The organism is Neobacillus sp. OS1-32 (assembly GCF_030915425.1).
Taxonomy (GTDB): Bacteria; Bacillota; Bacilli; order Bacillales; family Cytobacillaceae; genus Neobacillus; species Neobacillus paridis.
The window spans coordinates 625,079-639,987 of the sequence record NZ_CP133263.1; the positions used below are offsets into that span (position 1 = coordinate 625,079).

The following is a 14,909-nucleotide window of genomic DNA, read 5'->3' on the forward strand; positions in this document are numbered from 1 at the left end:
TTTTCATCTTTTCTATTTTTTAATCCACTTGCAAAAGAAAAGCATCGGAAAAATTTTTCCGATGCTTGTTTACCTCCAAATAAAAGGTGTTTCCTGGTAGACATAATAGTTTAGCCAATTTGAAAAGAATAAATGTCCGTGAGAACGCCAGCGATTAATCGGCGGCTGATTGGGATCATTATTGGGAAAGTAGTTTTCCGGCACATGAATCTCGAGACCTTTTTCAATATCTCTTTGATATTCCTGTGCCAAAGTATCGGATTCATATTCCAAATGACCGGTAATCATGACATGTTTGCGGTCTTTTGAGGAAATTAAAAGGGCGCCCGCTTCATCTGAGGCAGCTAACAGTGTTAACTTAGGATGATTTTTAATTGCCTCGATTGAAACATCTGTATATCGGGAATGAGGAGCGAAAAACTGGTCATCAAATCCCCGCAGTAATAAATCGTTCGCTTCAAAAACACGATGTGGATAGATTCCTGAGCATTTTCGGCTTAACTCAAATTTTCCGATATCATAATGGAAATAAAGAGCTGCCTGGGCACCCCAGCAAATATGTAACGTTGAAGTAACGTTTTCCTTCGTCCATTCCATGATTTCAGTCAATTCCGACCAATATTTCACTTGTTCAAATTCCAATAATTCAACGGGGGCTCCCGTTATAATCATCCCATCATACTTGTGATTTTTCACTTCTGCAAAAGTAGTGTAAAATTGTTCAAGATGCTGTTTACTCGTATGTGTCGACTCATATGAGCTGGTTTTTAGAAAGTTCACATTCACTTGTAATGGTGAATTTCCCAGCAATCTTAGTAGCTGAGTCTCCGCCTTTTCTTTTTCAGGCATCAAGTTTAAGATTAAGATGTTTAATGGTCTGATGTCTTGGCTGGTGGCTCGTTCGTCATCCATGATAAAAATATTTTCCTGTTCTAAAATTGCCCGTGCCGGCAGCAATTTTGGAATGTTAATAGGCAAATGGACCGACTCCTTTCATTTTTCGTTCATTCACCTAAATAAGTTTAATAGGTCAATGTGAATGAATAATATAAATATTCAATATTATTATTATAAACATTATTGATATTTCAGGAAAGATGATAATTTACTCTATTTACTTGTTCGAATGAATGCCTTATTTCCTAAAAGGACAAAGCAGTTCTAAATAAAGAAAACGAAGGAGTAGAAAAGTGATATGTTTGATCCAACAGCCTTTGATAACATGAAGGTAGTGATTGAAGGGGCAATATATGATCGGGATCTAAATGGAGAAATCATAATTACCGACCGAAATGATATAATTAACTCTGCAAAATTGTCTCGAGAGTTTTCGGTTCGTTTTACCCTTCCCGAAGATATAGATCATCATCTTTCTGCACAGATAGAATTGGTTGCAACGCTTGATAATTTGGCAGCTGAGCTGCTTTCCAGCTCCATGTCAGAAAAATTGGCAGGCTGTTTGGTTAAACTGGAATTCTTTTTAATACATCATCACGTTGCTGATAACTATCAAGCCATTCAAAAGTTGTTTTCCGGTATATGGGGAGAAACAAGAAAAATTACACAAACAATTCAGTATAAGCCTTTCGAGGAACCGCAAAAGGTAAAACATATTGTGACCATTGATTTTGCCCGGCTAATCAGGGAAGAACAAATGGATGATTTAATCGAGATGCTTGATTTTATCGTTAAGACTCTAAAGGAGTTACAGGTATTTACCATTTAAGATATGAGGATGAAAGCAGGTGTAAAAGGTGAACAGGGAAATGATCGAGCAAACAGAGAGCTTTGTCCGCCAAGAATTAGCTGAAGATGCGACAGGTCATGATTGGTATCATGTAGACAGAGTTCGGCGAAATGCATTATATATTACACACGAGGAACAATCTGGCGACCCATTTATCATTGAAATGGCGGCACTTCTTCATGATATAGCTGACGAAAAACTGAATGAAACTGTTGAAAAAGGAGAACAAAAGCTTGATAGCTTCTTGCAGACGTTATCAATAAATGAACAAACGAAACAACATATTAAAGAAATTATCGGCACCATTTCCTTTAAGGGCGGGCATGGCAGTGAACTTACCTCTGCCGAAGCAAAAATTGTCCAAGATGCGGACCGTTTGGACGCAATCGGTGCAATTGGAATTGCCAGGGCTTTTGCTTATGGAGGCAAAAAAGGACAACCAATCTATAATCCAGAACTTCAGGTTAGACAAGAAATGAGCCTGGAGGAATACCGGAAAGGGAAATCAACAAGTATTCATCATTTCTATGAAAAACTGTTGAAATTGAAAGATTTATTAAATACTGAAACAGCTCGAACAATGGCTGAAAGCCGCCAAAAAATGATGGAGCGCTTTTTAGATCAATTTTTTCAAGAATGGAATGGGATAAGATAATGAAGATGCTCACTGTCGAAAACGTTAGCAAAACATACGGAGAAAAGCAGCTTTTTCAGGAAATTTCCTTTACAATTGCGGAAAAAGAACGTGTAGGTTTAATTGGTGTCAACGGAACGGGAAAGTCTTCGCTATTAAAGATTGTAGCCGGTTTGGACCAGCCTGATTCCGGAAAAATAATAATGGGAAAAGACTATTCAATCGCCTACCTTCAGCAGCAGCCGGAGTTTGCTGTCGACCGCACGATTCTTGAGCAAGTCTTCCTTGGTGAGGCTCCTATCCTTAAGCTAGTACGAGAATATGAAAATACCTTGGTGCGACTGGCCAGCTCACCGAATGACGTTGAGACTCAGGAAAAATTATTTAACTTGCAGAAACAAATGGATACTCTAAATGGCTGGGAGACAAGCACAAATGCCCAATCGATTTTAACAAAATTGGGGATTACGGATTTTCGCCAGCATGTCGGTACTCTTTCCGGCGGGCAAAAAAAACGGGTTGCTTTGGCACAGGTCCTCATTGCTGAACCGGATCTGCTCATTTTGGATGAGCCTACCAACCATCTTGATTTTGAATCGGTCAAGTGGCTGGAGGAATATTTAAGCAGATATAAGGGCTCGATTTTACTTGTTACCCATGACCGTTATTTCCTTGATAGGGTAACCAATCGTATTTTTGAATTGGACAAGGGGCAGCTCTATAGCTATAAGGGCAATTACGCTGCCTTTTTGGAGGCTAAGGCTGTTCGCGAAGAAAACGCGGTGGCAACCTATGAAAAACAAGAGAACCTCTACAGACGGGAACTGGAATGGATTCGCCGCGGTGCTCAGGCGAGGTCGACAAAGCAAAAGGCAAGAATTCAACGCTTCAATGAACTTGATGAAAAGCTCGCGACTGGAAAACCCGGAACGGACAAGCTTGATATTGCCTTATCAGGGAGCCGCTTAGGTAAACAGGTTTTTGAATTAAAGGATGCAACGAAGCGGTATGGTGCCAAAACCATTCTACATCATTTTGATTTACTGGTTAAACCCGGGGATCGAATTGGCATCATTGGGAACAACGGGACCGGAAAATCAACTTTTTTAAATATCCTTGCTAAACGAGTTTCGCTCGACGAGGGTGAGTATAATATGGGCCAAACCGTGAAAATCGCTTATTATACCCAAGAAGGCGAAGATATGGATGAGAATAAGCGGATGATTGAATATATGAAAGAAACAGCCCAAGTTGTGGAAACATCGGATGGGAAGACGATTTCTGCCGCCCAAATGCTGGAACGTTTTTTATTTCCGCCTTCCACCCATGGTACTCCAATCCGGAAGCTCTCAGGCGGGGAAAAGCGCCGTTTGTATTTATTGAAAATTTTAATGACAGCCCCTAATGTCTTGCTGCTGGATGAGCCTACGAATGACTTGGATACCGAGACATTGACAGTGCTTGAGGATTATCTCGAGGAGTTTTCCGGAGTCGTAATAACAGTTTCTCATGATCGCTACTTCCTAGATAAAGTTGCCGAACAGTTGCTTATTTTAAGAGGTGAAGGGCAAATAGAGTCTTTCTATGGGAATTATAGTGAATACCTTGAAAAAGTAATCGCTATTGAGGCGAATAAAGCAGCTGTAACAGCTGCGCCAATTCCTAAGGGTCCGGAAAAAGAAAAAAAGAAGAAGAAAATGACCTATAGGGAGAAGAAAGAATGGGAAGAGATTGATGGAGTCATTGCCCGGACAGAAGAGCAGCTGGAAGAGATCACAGCGGCAATGGCGGCATCCGGCAGTGATTTTGCAAGTTTACAGGAGTTAATGAAGCAGGAGGCAGAAATAAGCGAAAGGCTGGACCAGTTAATTGATCGCTGGACCTATTTGGCGGAGCTTGCCGAAAATGAATGAATATACACGTCATGAAAGACGTGCTTTTTCATTTAAATCAGGCATCTTACATGAATTAATGATATTCAATATGTTAAACTTGTTAATGAATACATGAGAATAAGGTGATTGTGTTGAGAATTAAGTCTATAGAACCAACGCCAAGTCCAAATACGATGAAAATTATTCTTGATCATGAGCTGCCGATGGGTAGAAGCCATAACTATAAAAAAGAAACGGCTGCGGATGCTCCTCCAGTTATCCAAGCTATCCTGTCTATAGAGGGTGTTAAGGGAGTTTACCATGTTGCCGACTTCCTGGCAATTGAGCGAAATGCAAAATATGATTGGCAGCAAATTTTGCCAAAAGTTCGTCAGGCGTTTGGTGAAAAGTTAACTCAAGCAGAGGAAAGCCAGAACCTTGTTACCGATCACTTTGGGGAAATAAAAGTGGAAGTTCAAATGTTTAAAGGAATTCCGCTGCAAGTCAAACTAACGGATGGTACACAGGAAAAGCGGTTCGGCATGCCGGAATACTTTTTAAAAGAAAGAGAGAAGGCCCAACTGCCTGAGGATAATTATATATTGCTGCGCAAATGGAAAAATATAGGAGTGAGATACGGTGACATCGATCAGGTTGGGCAAGAGGTTGTTGAGGAACTCGTTGCCGCCTATCCACTTGAAAGATTAAAGGAACTTGTAAAAAAAGCACAGTCAAAAGACGGCACTAAAGAACAAAAACCTAAACGCAGCCGCAAACGACTAACGGTCCAAGACTTAAACCATCCTGATTGGCGGGTTCGCTACCAGCTGCTGGAGCAAATGGATGATCCGGAACTGGCCGATTTGCCTGTTCTTGAAAAGGCTTTAGCGGATGAAAAACCTTCGATACGCCGGCTGGCCACCGTTTACTTGGGGATGATTGAAGATCAAGCTGTACTGCCTCTCTTGTATCGCGCCCTCAAGGATCGGACCGTTACAGTCCGCCGTACAGCTGGAGATTGTCTGTCCGATTTAGGATTTATTGAAGCTGTTCCGGCAATGATGGAAGCATTGCAGGATTCCAGTAAAATAGTGCGCTGGCGGGCAGCGATGTTTCTATATGAAGTGGGAGATAAACGAGCACTTCCGGCATTAAAAGCTGCCGAAAATGATCCCGAATTTGAAGTCAGAATGCAAATTAAAATGGCTATCGAAAGAATAGAAGGCGGCCAAGCCGCCAAGGGCTCCGTTTGGAAGCAAATGACCGAAGCACGAAAGACAGAAGCATAATTGCTTTAAGTTGATTTTCTTAAAAACAAGAATGGAGTGAAGTATTAATGTCAAATGCCTATGAAGAATATATGAAACAAATTATTTCGCCGATGCGTGAAGAGCTGACAAATGCCGGCTTTGAAGAATTAACGACGGCAGAGGACGTCGAAAAATTTATGGAAAATGCAGATGGAACAACTCTAGTCGTGGTAAATTCTGTGTGTGGTTGTGCCGCTGGATTAGCTCGCCCTGCAGTAGTTCAGGCTATAGTAAACAGTAAGAAAAAACCGACCCATCTTGTTACGGTGTTTGCCGGTCAGGATAAGGAAGCAACAGCGAAGATGCGTGAATATTTTGAAGGCTATGAGCCTTCCTCTCCTTCAATGGCATTACTGAAAGGGAAACAAGTAGTTCATTTTATTCCACGGCATGATATTGAAGGGATGGAGATGGAAACAGTAATGCAAAATGTGCTCGGGGCGTTAGAAGAACATTGTTAACTTATGGGGGACGAACTCACGGCGTCCCTCAGTTTAATTTATGAAATAAATATCAATATTATCTGGACGTTTCCAAAAATTTAAATTTTTAATAAATATATCAAACTGCATTTTCCATTTTTTCGAAAAAAGAAGTATAATGACCTTATCGGTAAGTTTTTTTGACTTAATAGAGAAAATGGGTGAACTGTCGTGAATAAATGGCTCCGAAAATCACTTTTTATCATCATTTCTATCTTAACTTTCGGCTTAGTCACACCTTCACAGCTGATGAATACGGTGAATGCCGAAAATCATGGCGATCGTGATGCATTTGAAGCTCAGTCGGTAGAGAATAATTTTGTCAAAGCAACCGGTCTTTTAGAAGAGTCTGAGTCTGCAAAAGAAACATTCCTGCAAGAACTATTAAAACAAGCTGAGTTACAATCCTATCAAAAATTTGGAACGAGAATAAAACCGGTGATTGAAAATGAATTCCGGGAAATTATCTTACCTAATATTGAATCAGCACTTGAAGAAACGGCGGCACAATTTCCCGAAGAAGACTTAAAAAATTTGACGATTACAGAAAAGCCGGGAAAGGGACTTTCCGAAAAAATATTTAATATAAAAAACGCTGAAACAGGGAAAGATATTCTTCGATTCCATGTGAGAAGGGAACATCCGCCGCAAGCGGGATACTGGTTTAACTTTCACTACCATACGTATCACGACGAATATCAAGGCCATCATGATCTCGGTTCTATCTATTGGGACAAAAATACTCCTCCAAAATGGATGAGTTAAACTTTCTTTTAACGAAAGAAAGAAAAAGTTATTTTTAAGTGAAACTTTTTATTAAAAGACTCGTAAATAGACTATCAACTAAAATGGAGGAATGATAAAAATGGCAGTAAGTTTATCAAAAGGACAAAAAGTTGATCTAACAAAAACAAATCCAGGGTTAACCAAAGTGGTAGTTGGCCTTGGCTGGGATACAAATAAGTATGACGGCGGTCATGATTTTGACCTGGATTCTTCTGTTTTTCTATTAGGCGAAAACGGTAAAGTGACAACTGAAACTGATTTTGTCTTTTATAACAATCCACAAGGGGCCAATGGTGCAGTCGTACATACCGGGGACAACCGAACAGGCGAAGGAGATGGCGATGACGAACAAGTAAAAATTAATTTAACGGAAATTCCGGCCAACATTCAGCGGATTGCTTTCACGATAACAATTCATGAAGCAGCCAGCCGCAATCAAAATTTTGGACAGGTGTCGAACTCATACGCCCGAATTTTTAACGAAGAAACAGGTGAAGAATTGATTCGTTATGACTTAGGCGAAGATTTCTCGATCGAAACAGCCATTGTAGTTGGAGAATTATACCGTCATAATGGCGAGTGGAAATTCAGTGCAATCGGAAGCGGCTACCAAGGCGGCTTGGCAGCATTGGCGACAGACTTTGGGTTACAAGTCGGCTAATCAGTTCATGATTTTAAGACCCGGCAGGAAGCTGGGTCTTTTTGACAAATCAGTCTATCTAGGGGGAACAAACTTAAATGTCAGTTTTACAAGGAATTCTCGACACATATGCGCAATTTTTTGATTGGCATATGTGGGGAGAGGTTTTGACCGATCCGGTTGCATGGGGGCTCATTGGTTCACTGGTTATTCTTGAAGGCCTCCTTTCTGCCGATAATGCTCTCGTTTTAGCAGTAATGGTAAAGCATTTACCGCATGATAAACGGAAAAAGGCCCTTTTCTATGGCTTAATTGGCGCTTATACCTTCCGCTTTGTTGCGATTGGGATTGGCGTATATCTGATTAAGCTATGGTGGGTCAAAGTTATCGGGGCTGGATACCTTGCTTGGTTATCCATTAAATATTTTATCGATAAACATAAAGACGAAGCTGAAGAAGGGGAAGAAGCTGAGGGAATCAACAAGAATGGTATATTGATTCGTACTTTCGGTGTTTTTTGGGGAACAGTTGCTTCTGTTGAACTGATGGATATAGCTTTTTCAGTCGACAGTGTGCTGGCGGCGTTTGGTGTAAGCAATGAGGTCTGGGTCCTGTTAATCGGAGGTATGCTAGGTGTGTTGATGATGCGAGGCGTAGCCGGTTTATTCTTAACCTTAATTGACCGCGTTCCAGAGCTTGAAACAACGGCCTATATTTTAATCATGCTGATTGCCATTAAGATGCTGCTTAGTGTCTTCGATATTGAATTAACCCATGTAACATTTTTCACAATCCTGATCGTAACCTTTGGTGCTACTTTCATTGTTCATTTTATGAACAAGAAAAAGAAGAAGGCGAAAGAAAGTTAACAGCAACATGAAAAGGGAGCTGCCGCGAGTTGTCTCCCTTATTTTTTAGCGTACATGAGGAGTAGGAAACATATGAGGTTTTTTACCTATTTTTATCAGGATGAACTTGAGCAGTTCTTCTATCAACAACCCCAGGAGTTTAATAAATTTTCAAGCAGGGATATCCTGGCTTACGGTTTGGGAGCAACACTTTATATGCCAGCAACACGCCCCAATATTCATCAGGATATTCTCTCCAATAAGCATGAGGGGTTAACCTCCTTAGTTTTAGATCTGGAAGATGCCGTCGGTGATAATCAAGTTATTGCTGCCGAACTGCTGTTAATTGGAGAACTGCTGAAATTAAATGGTGAATTGGAAAAGGGATTTTTAACCGTAAAGGATTTGCCCTTAATGTTTGTCCGCATTCGCAGCCTTGAGCAGTTCAAGCGGGTGATGGAACAGTTGGGTGATGCATCACAGTTGTTAACAGGGGTTGTGCTGCCTAAATTTAATCCCGAAAATGGTGCGGAAATTTTGAACGAAGTTCGTCATATTCATTTGCACCACCATCCTTTTTATGCCATGCCGATTCTCGAATCAGTTAAAGTGATCCAAAAAGAAACGAGAATGGAAGAATTATTAAAAATTAAACAGCTTATCGACTGCTATAAAGAAAATGTACTTAATATTCGAATAGGTGCAACAGATTTTTCCGGGTTATATGGGATTCGCCGCAGCGCCGATACAACGGTTTACGAGATTGCTGTTTTACGAGATTGTATTGCTGATATTATTAATGTTTTCGGGCGCCAGGCAAGTTCCTATGTTATTTCAGGCCCTGTGTGGGAATATTTTTCAGCAAAAGATAGAATCCTTAAACCACAGCTTAGGCAAACCCCATTTCGCGACCGTTATGGCACGGAAGGCTTACGATGGCGAAAAAAATTGTTAAATGAAAATATCGACGGGTTCATTCGGGAAATTCTAATGGATATCGCCAATGGCTTAACCGGGAAAACGATCATTCACCCTTCACATATTAAAATCGTTCAGGCATTAAATGTCGTTTCGTATGAGGAATATATTGATGCGCAGATGATCATTCAAGCGGCAACCGGTGAATTCGGAGTGCTGAAAAGTGAGTTTGCTAACAAAATGAATGAAATAAAACCACATTTGTACTGGGCAGAGAGAACGATGATAAAAGCAAAGCTATACGGGGTGCTGTATGAACATTTTACCAACATCGACCTTATCAAAAAAGAAGTATACGTTCCATATCCTTGATGCACTTGTTGCTGAAATTGATCTATTGGATAATCCATACAGGCTGCCGATTGAGGAGTTATTTACAATGGCCGCAAGAATCAATAAAAAACGGGCGTTTTTATTTGTCAGCAATGTGCTTGGAAAACATGTGCCCATCAGTCCCAATAAAGGACTTTTAATTGGGGCTTTATTAGCAGCGAGATATTGCGAAACGGTAAAGGGACTGCCAGCTAATAATAAAAATCAATTGGTAACTGCGTTTCTTCAGGATACATCGGTGCCGATTGATCCTTTTATTGTAGCCGCAGTGAATCCGCTCATAATTGGGTTTGCGGAAACAGCAACGGCACTCGGTCATGCATTTTTCTCCTGCTTCCAGCATGCCGATTTTTTTCATACAACAAGGGAAGAAGTAGCGAGTTGCACTCCGGAAGTGATCTTTGAAGAAGAGCATTCGCACGCGACCTCGCATCGTTGTTATATTCCAACGGAAATGATCGCTCATCAGCGGGAAATAATTCTCGTTGACGATGAAATGACAACCGGGAAAACCGCTTTAAATATTATTAAGTCTATCCACTGTAAATATCCGCGGAGCGAATACACCGTTGTATCGATTCTGGATTGGCGTTCAGAAGACCACCACAGGCAATTTGCCGATTTAGAGAAAGAGTTAGCCATTAAAATAAATGTAGTCAGTCTTTTATCAGGTAAAGTGCGGGTTAAACCGTTAAAGGAGATGAAAGAAAACGTCCCTGTGAAAGCGGAAGCAGAAAAGCAGCTGTCGATTGAGACGGCAGACCTTTCCGAAATGTTTTCGCCGACGTCATTTTCTTCTATTACTGAAACCATTCCATATATTAAAGAGACGGGGCGATTTGGGCTAAATAGTAGAGAAAATGACCAGCTTCATCAAAGAGCCTGTCAAGCAGCCGCGTTTTTATCGCAGAAAAGGAAGGGGAAGCGGACGCTTTGTCTCGGAACAGGTGAATTCATGTATCTGCCAATGAAAATCGCAGCTGAAATGGGAAAAGGTGTATTTTATCAATCAACAACAAGAAGTCCGATCTATGTTGACCATAACAAAGGATATGGGGTCAGATATGGTCTTGCCTTTCCCAATCCTGAGGACATGGCTGTTCAACATTTTGTCTATAATATTGCCCCAGGATGCTATGATGAAATTTTCCTATTTTTTGAGAGAGCGGTCAATTTAGCGAATCTTGCTCCACTGCTTGAAGAGCTGAAAAAAACGAAAATTAACTCGGTTCAACTTATCTTTTTTTCAAAGAAACAGAGGTGAAAACCATGCAACTTACTAAGCCCGCTAAATTCGGAACCTATTCCCAAGATGACGTTGTTTTTCTATTGAAAGATTTAAGTGATGTGAACCTTGAGGACTCTACCGCCAATCGTGAACGGAGAATTCAATCGGGCGGGCATTATAGCGAGTCGCTGCCAATTGAATACCAGCCTCCAAAAGAGTATGTCGCGCTTTTTTGGGAGACCTTACAGCAATTTAAACAAAAGACAGCCTTATGCATCGGTATTGTTTCAGAGAGAATTTTTCAGTTAAAGGGAAGGAACACTGTTTTGGTTTCCCTTGCCCGTGCCGGGACACCTGCGGGGATATTAATCAAAAGATATCTGCAAATGCAGTATGGAGTTTCATTGCCACATTACAGTGTTTCTATTATCCGCGATCGTGGAATCGATGAAAATGCGATTCAATATATTCTTCAACAGTACTCAGAAGAAAATATTCAATTTGTTGATGGCTGGACAGGTAAAGGTGCGATTTCACTTGAGCTGACAAAAGCCTGTCACCAGTATGAACAAAAATACGGGGTAAGGCTGGATGATCGCCTGGCCGTGATTGCCGACCCAGGCTATTGCACAACCCTCTTTGGAACTAGAGAAGACTTTTTAATCCCTAGTGCCTGCTTAAATTCCACCGTGTCCGGGCTTATCAGCAGAACGGTTTTAAATGAAAGGTATATAGGAAAAGATGATTTTCACGGAGCCAAATTTTACAAGGAATTGATCAAAGATGATGTTTCCAACAAGTTTATTCAGCTGATAGCGAATGAATTTCCAGGCATTGCAAACGAAGCAAAAAAAACCGCGGCACGAATGAATCAGCAAGTGATTGAAACGGGCTTTTTGGGGATAAAGGATATTCAGAGGATACAAGCGGATTTTTCAATCGAAAATATCAATTACATTAAACCAGGTGTCGGGGAAACGACAAGGGTTTTGCTCAGAAGGATTCCGTGGAAAATACTAATGCGTGATGCTTCCAGTCCATTTGTGCAGCATATCTTGATGCTGGCAGAAGAAAAAGGTGTTGAGGTGGTGGAATATCCCGAGCTGAACTATTTGTGCTGCGGCATCATCAAGTCGCTGAAGGAGCAGAACAAATGATTATTGCCTCTGATCTTGACCGCACGTTGATGTATTCTGCCAGAGCAATTAAAGAGCTAAACGCTGCTGAAGAACAAGAATTGAAACCAGTCGAAATGAAAGAGGGCCGCTGGATTGGTTTTATGACGGAAACCGCTCTTAGGAATCTTAAACAATTATCTCAACAAACTTTATTTATCCCCGTAACCACAAGAACAACAGATCAATTTAACCGCATTGTTATCTTTGAAACAGATATCGCGCTTAAATATGCGATTACGGCAAATGGTGCCGATATTTTGTATTATGGCAGGAAGTTGGAAGAATGGTCTGAACAGGTGTTACAAACAATGAATACAGAATCGCTGTCAATGGCAGAAATGTTGGCATTGTTAAAATCGGAGGGCTTTTCTTATGCTAGTGAATTACGGCAGGTAGAAAATCTCTTTTTCTATTATCATTTCAAAAGTGTTCCGGATTCGCTTGATAAAAATGCTCTCCATGCTTTGGCAGCCGTTTCCGGGTGGAGAATATCGCTGCAGGGACGAAAGCTGTATTTTATTCCTAAGGCTATCAGCAAAGGGGCGGCTTTGGAATTTATCTGCCAACGTGAAGGGTTAAAAGCCGTAGCTGGTGCGGGAGATTCAATCTTGGACTGGGATTTTTTGCAGCATTGTCAGCATCGATTTGTGCCAAAACACGGAGAACTGGTAAGCAGGTCCGAGCATGGTCTTTTTACTGTGATTGAGCAAACAGGTTTAAAAGCAGGAGAAATGATTATCAAGGAATTCTTAAAATTGATCCCGCTTAATTGTCCATCTTTTAACAACAAAATAATAAAAACTGGAAAACAAACTGTAACAGCCAATGAAGAAGAAAATCGACAATGAAAGAGAATGAAATACCGGCGTAAGAAACAACGTGAAGATGAGGCTAAATACCAATAAATCGAGAAAAATGAAAAAATCAGATGCCATCACATCCATCACATCCGTTAATTCCTCATAAACAAGTTCCACCTTGGGACGTTTATATAAAAATCTCATTGCGAGCACCTACTTTAATATTGGTATTCAATACTATGTAGGGAGAAGAAAAAAGGTGAAGGAATGGAGGGCGGCCATCGATATATTGAAACATTTTTTTCGTTCTTTCGTATAAACATATGAACCATTTAATTAACTGTGATATGATAAAAAGGGCTGCCTTACATAAATTTCTAATCATACCTAATTCAAGTTTTGCTATAAAAGGGAAGGGGTTATGAATGAATTTATCTTTAAATCAATTAAACATCCGACCTGTAGCCCTTACATCTGAAAATTGGCAGAAAATGCTCCGAAAACCGCTTCAGGATAGGCCCCATTTTTCCTTAGAAAATGGGACGATTCAAATCGGGCAAGTATTAGGGGAATTTCTTGGAGTACCAATTGACGCAGATGAGTACTATAATCAGCTTTTCGACTATGTTTCCTCAAAAGAGTTAGATTTACATTTGCTTAATGAGGATTCTCTTGATAAGACGATCGATAATAGACATTTTCAGGCCATCCAAAGGGTTATTAATATCCATCAGGAGCAAAACCTGTCCATCAACCGCTTTACCGCATTCCTTGACGGGGAGCAGCTGCTGTTAAAAGCAACCGTGCCGGTGCTCCAGCGAAAATTACGGGAAGCAATGGTTGCCACGCTCGAGTTGTTTGCGAACCGTGAACAAGACGGCTTGAAAAGTCACGAATTAAGACGTGTTCTAGTAGACTTGGTGAAGTGGTCGATGAACCATCTTGCCTCACCGCTGGAGAAGGCTGACCCGCAAAAATCAATGCCCAAGTTTCTCTGGTATGGGGATGTGAAAAAGAGCCACCAATATTTTTTATATTATTTAATCAAGCTTGGCTGTGATATTGTGGTTTTTCATCCCGGAGGCATGGATATTTTAGGGGAAATCCTTCAGGAGCCGGTCTTTATTCACCGTTACCCCAACAATCTGCCGCCGGAACCATTTCCAACTGAAAAACGGAGCCGGAAAACAACGGTTGCATACAGGGCTTCCAAGGAAATTGAAACGATTCTTAATCAAGAAGGCTCAGGCCTTTATAAGCCATGGCAATTAAGGAACTACACTCCATCATCATTGACGCTCAAAACAACCTATGATGAAATCTTTATTGTCAGTAAAGAAATCGCCATGATTCGGCCGGAATTTCAGGTGAGCGGCGGCGAGGTAAAGATCCCTTCCATTTTTGCGAAAATCCACGGTGTCAGCAGGGATCGCAAGGAATATTGGGAGCGTCTTCATGCACTATCTCAATTGGACAATAGCCTATTGATTCGCAGACTGCCGATTACTTTACCGAGCCAAAGCGATTTCCGCTTTCACTATCGGAATGCGCTAGGGAAGAATGGGGTGCTTCTTCCGGAGAAAATGATGCAAGGACATTACTGGCCCTATTCATTTCTGCCATTAGGCCTGCAAAAGGGACTGGCTAATGCGATAAAGAGAGTATGTGAGAAACCAGGTTTAAAATCCTTACCAGGGGAAAGTCTGGAAGAAGTAAAAATATACCTGTTTACCCAGGCGATGTTTATCCCGAAAAGTATTATCCAGCTGCTCGAAAGATTTGATTACTCTCAAGAGGTTCCAAAATTGATTATTTTTAATAATGAGACGACAGGGATGTTTTCAAGAACGGATGCGGCGATCCTTCTTTTACTCAACCAATTTGGCCTCGATCTGATTGTATATAACCCTACTGGTCACAATGATATTGAAAATTATCTTGATGAATCCTTATTTGACAGCCATTGGCTTGAGGATGTGGTCTTTGATTTGGAGTATAAAGAGCCTTCTCATTCCATATTCAAAAAGCGAATTTTTCATGGGATATTAAAAAACTTAAGGGGAGATTAACC

At 40.8% G+C, this 14,909-nt stretch carries 14 protein-coding genes; 13 read left to right on the top strand and 1 reads right to left on the bottom strand.

Annotated features, from left to right (window positions below):
- Positions 1-69 precede the first annotated feature (69 nt).
- Positions 70-978, bottom strand: coding sequence for a homoserine O-acetyltransferase MetA (gene metA, locus RCG24_RS03290; RefSeq protein WP_202655088.1), 909 nt, complete (start codon positions 976-978; stop codon positions 70-72).
- A gap of 217 nt (positions 979-1,195) precedes the next feature.
- Between metA and RCG24_RS03295 the strand changes: the two genes are divergently transcribed.
- The 13 genes from RCG24_RS03295 to RCG24_RS03355 all read left to right on the top strand — a co-directional run bounded on the left by RCG24_RS03295 (position 1,196) and on the right by RCG24_RS03355 (position 14,907).
- Complete coding sequence (locus RCG24_RS03295; protein WP_202655089.1) at positions 1,196-1,726, top strand: hypothetical protein; 531 nt, start codon at positions 1,196-1,198, stop codon at positions 1,724-1,726.
- Positions 1,727-1,766: 40 nt separating this feature from the next.
- Positions 1,767-2,402, top strand: a complete 636-nt coding sequence (locus tag RCG24_RS03300; protein ID WP_202655090.1) for an HD domain-containing protein — start codon at positions 1,767-1,769, stop codon at positions 2,400-2,402.
- On the top strand, positions 2,402-4,294 hold the full coding sequence (locus RCG24_RS03305) for an ABC-F family ATP-binding cassette domain-containing protein (protein ID WP_308079100.1): 1,893 nt from the start codon (positions 2,402-2,404) through the stop codon (positions 4,292-4,294). The genes RCG24_RS03300 and RCG24_RS03305 overlap by 1 nt, the downstream gene beginning before the upstream one ends.
- 113 nt (positions 4,295-4,407) lie before the next feature.
- Positions 4,408-5,544 carry a conserved virulence factor C family protein gene (locus RCG24_RS03310; RefSeq protein WP_202655092.1) on the top strand — a complete coding sequence of 379 codons (1,137 nt, stop codon included), beginning with the start codon at positions 4,408-4,410 and terminating at the stop codon, positions 5,542-5,544.
- 47 nt (positions 5,545-5,591) lie between these two features.
- Positions 5,592-6,026: a BrxA/BrxB family bacilliredoxin gene (locus RCG24_RS03315; protein WP_202655093.1), complete on the top strand. Its 435-nt coding sequence runs from the start codon at positions 5,592-5,594 to the stop codon at positions 6,024-6,026.
- A 192-nt stretch (positions 6,027-6,218) separates the two neighbouring features.
- Positions 6,219-6,812, top strand: coding sequence for a YpjP family protein (locus RCG24_RS03320; protein WP_202655094.1), 594 nt, complete (start codon positions 6,219-6,221; stop codon positions 6,810-6,812).
- A 100-nt stretch (positions 6,813-6,912) separates the two neighbouring features.
- Complete coding sequence (locus tag RCG24_RS03325) at positions 6,913-7,494, top strand: TerD family protein (protein WP_202655095.1); 582 nt, start codon at positions 6,913-6,915, stop codon at positions 7,492-7,494.
- Between the two features lie 77 nt (positions 7,495-7,571).
- Positions 7,572-8,342: a TerC family protein gene (locus RCG24_RS03330; protein WP_202655096.1), complete on the top strand. Its 771-nt coding sequence runs from the start codon at positions 7,572-7,574 to the stop codon at positions 8,340-8,342.
- A gap of 72 nt (positions 8,343-8,414) precedes the next feature.
- Positions 8,415-9,611 (top strand): HpcH/HpaI aldolase/citrate lyase family protein, encoded by a 1,197-nt coding sequence (locus RCG24_RS03335; RefSeq protein ID WP_308078307.1) that lies wholly within the window; start codon positions 8,415-8,417, stop codon positions 9,609-9,611.
- Positions 9,553-10,896 carry a phosphoribosyltransferase family protein gene (locus RCG24_RS03340; protein ID WP_202655098.1) on the top strand — a complete coding sequence of 448 codons (1,344 nt, stop codon included), beginning with the start codon at positions 9,553-9,555 and terminating at the stop codon, positions 10,894-10,896. Before RCG24_RS03335 ends, RCG24_RS03340 begins: the two co-directional genes overlap by 59 nt.
- A 5-nt stretch (positions 10,897-10,901) precedes the next feature.
- Positions 10,902-12,017: a cysteine protease StiP family protein gene (locus RCG24_RS03345; RefSeq protein ID WP_202655099.1), complete on the top strand. Its 1,116-nt coding sequence runs from the start codon at positions 10,902-10,904 to the stop codon at positions 12,015-12,017.
- A complete protein-coding gene (locus tag RCG24_RS03350) occupies positions 12,014-12,886 on the top strand; it encodes an HAD family hydrolase (RefSeq protein WP_308078308.1) in 873 nt (290 codons plus the stop codon). The genes RCG24_RS03345 and RCG24_RS03350 overlap by 4 nt, the downstream gene beginning before the upstream one ends.
- Positions 12,887-13,263: 377 nt before the next feature.
- Positions 13,264-14,907: a YceG family protein gene (locus tag RCG24_RS03355; RefSeq protein WP_308078309.1), complete on the top strand. Its 1,644-nt coding sequence runs from the start codon at positions 13,264-13,266 to the stop codon at positions 14,905-14,907.
- The last annotated feature ends 2 nt before the right edge of the window (positions 14,908-14,909 follow it).

Bases quoted from the DNA above. Each gene is read 5' to 3' on its own strand.
- RCG24_RS03330 (WP_202655096.1), top strand. From the start codon at position 7,572: ATGTCAGTTTTACAAGGAATTCTCGACACATATGCGCAATTTTTTGAT.
- RCG24_RS03295 (WP_202655089.1), top strand. From the start codon at position 1,196: ATGTTTGATCCAACAGCCTTTGATAACATGAAGGTAGTGATTGAAGGG.
- RCG24_RS03300 (WP_202655090.1), top strand. From the start codon at position 1,767: ATGATCGAGCAAACAGAGAGCTTTGTCCGCCAAGAATTAGCTGAAGAT.
- RCG24_RS03305 (WP_308079100.1), top strand. From the start codon at position 2,402: ATGAAGATGCTCACTGTCGAAAACGTTAGCAAAACATACGGAGAAAAG.
- RCG24_RS03340 (WP_202655098.1), top strand. From the start codon at position 9,553: ATGAACATTTTACCAACATCGACCTTATCAAAAAAGAAGTATACGTTC.
- RCG24_RS03335 (WP_308078307.1), top strand. From the start codon at position 8,415: ATGAGGTTTTTTACCTATTTTTATCAGGATGAACTTGAGCAGTTCTTC.
- RCG24_RS03350 (WP_308078308.1), top strand. From the start codon at position 12,014: ATGATTATTGCCTCTGATCTTGACCGCACGTTGATGTATTCTGCCAGA.
- RCG24_RS03315 (WP_202655093.1), top strand. From the start codon at position 5,592: ATGTCAAATGCCTATGAAGAATATATGAAACAAATTATTTCGCCGATG.
- RCG24_RS03325 (WP_202655095.1), top strand. From the start codon at position 6,913: ATGGCAGTAAGTTTATCAAAAGGACAAAAAGTTGATCTAACAAAAACA.
- RCG24_RS03355 (WP_308078309.1), top strand. From the start codon at position 13,264: ATGAATTTATCTTTAAATCAATTAAACATCCGACCTGTAGCCCTTACA.
- RCG24_RS03345 (WP_202655099.1), top strand. From the start codon at position 10,902: ATGCAACTTACTAAGCCCGCTAAATTCGGAACCTATTCCCAAGATGAC.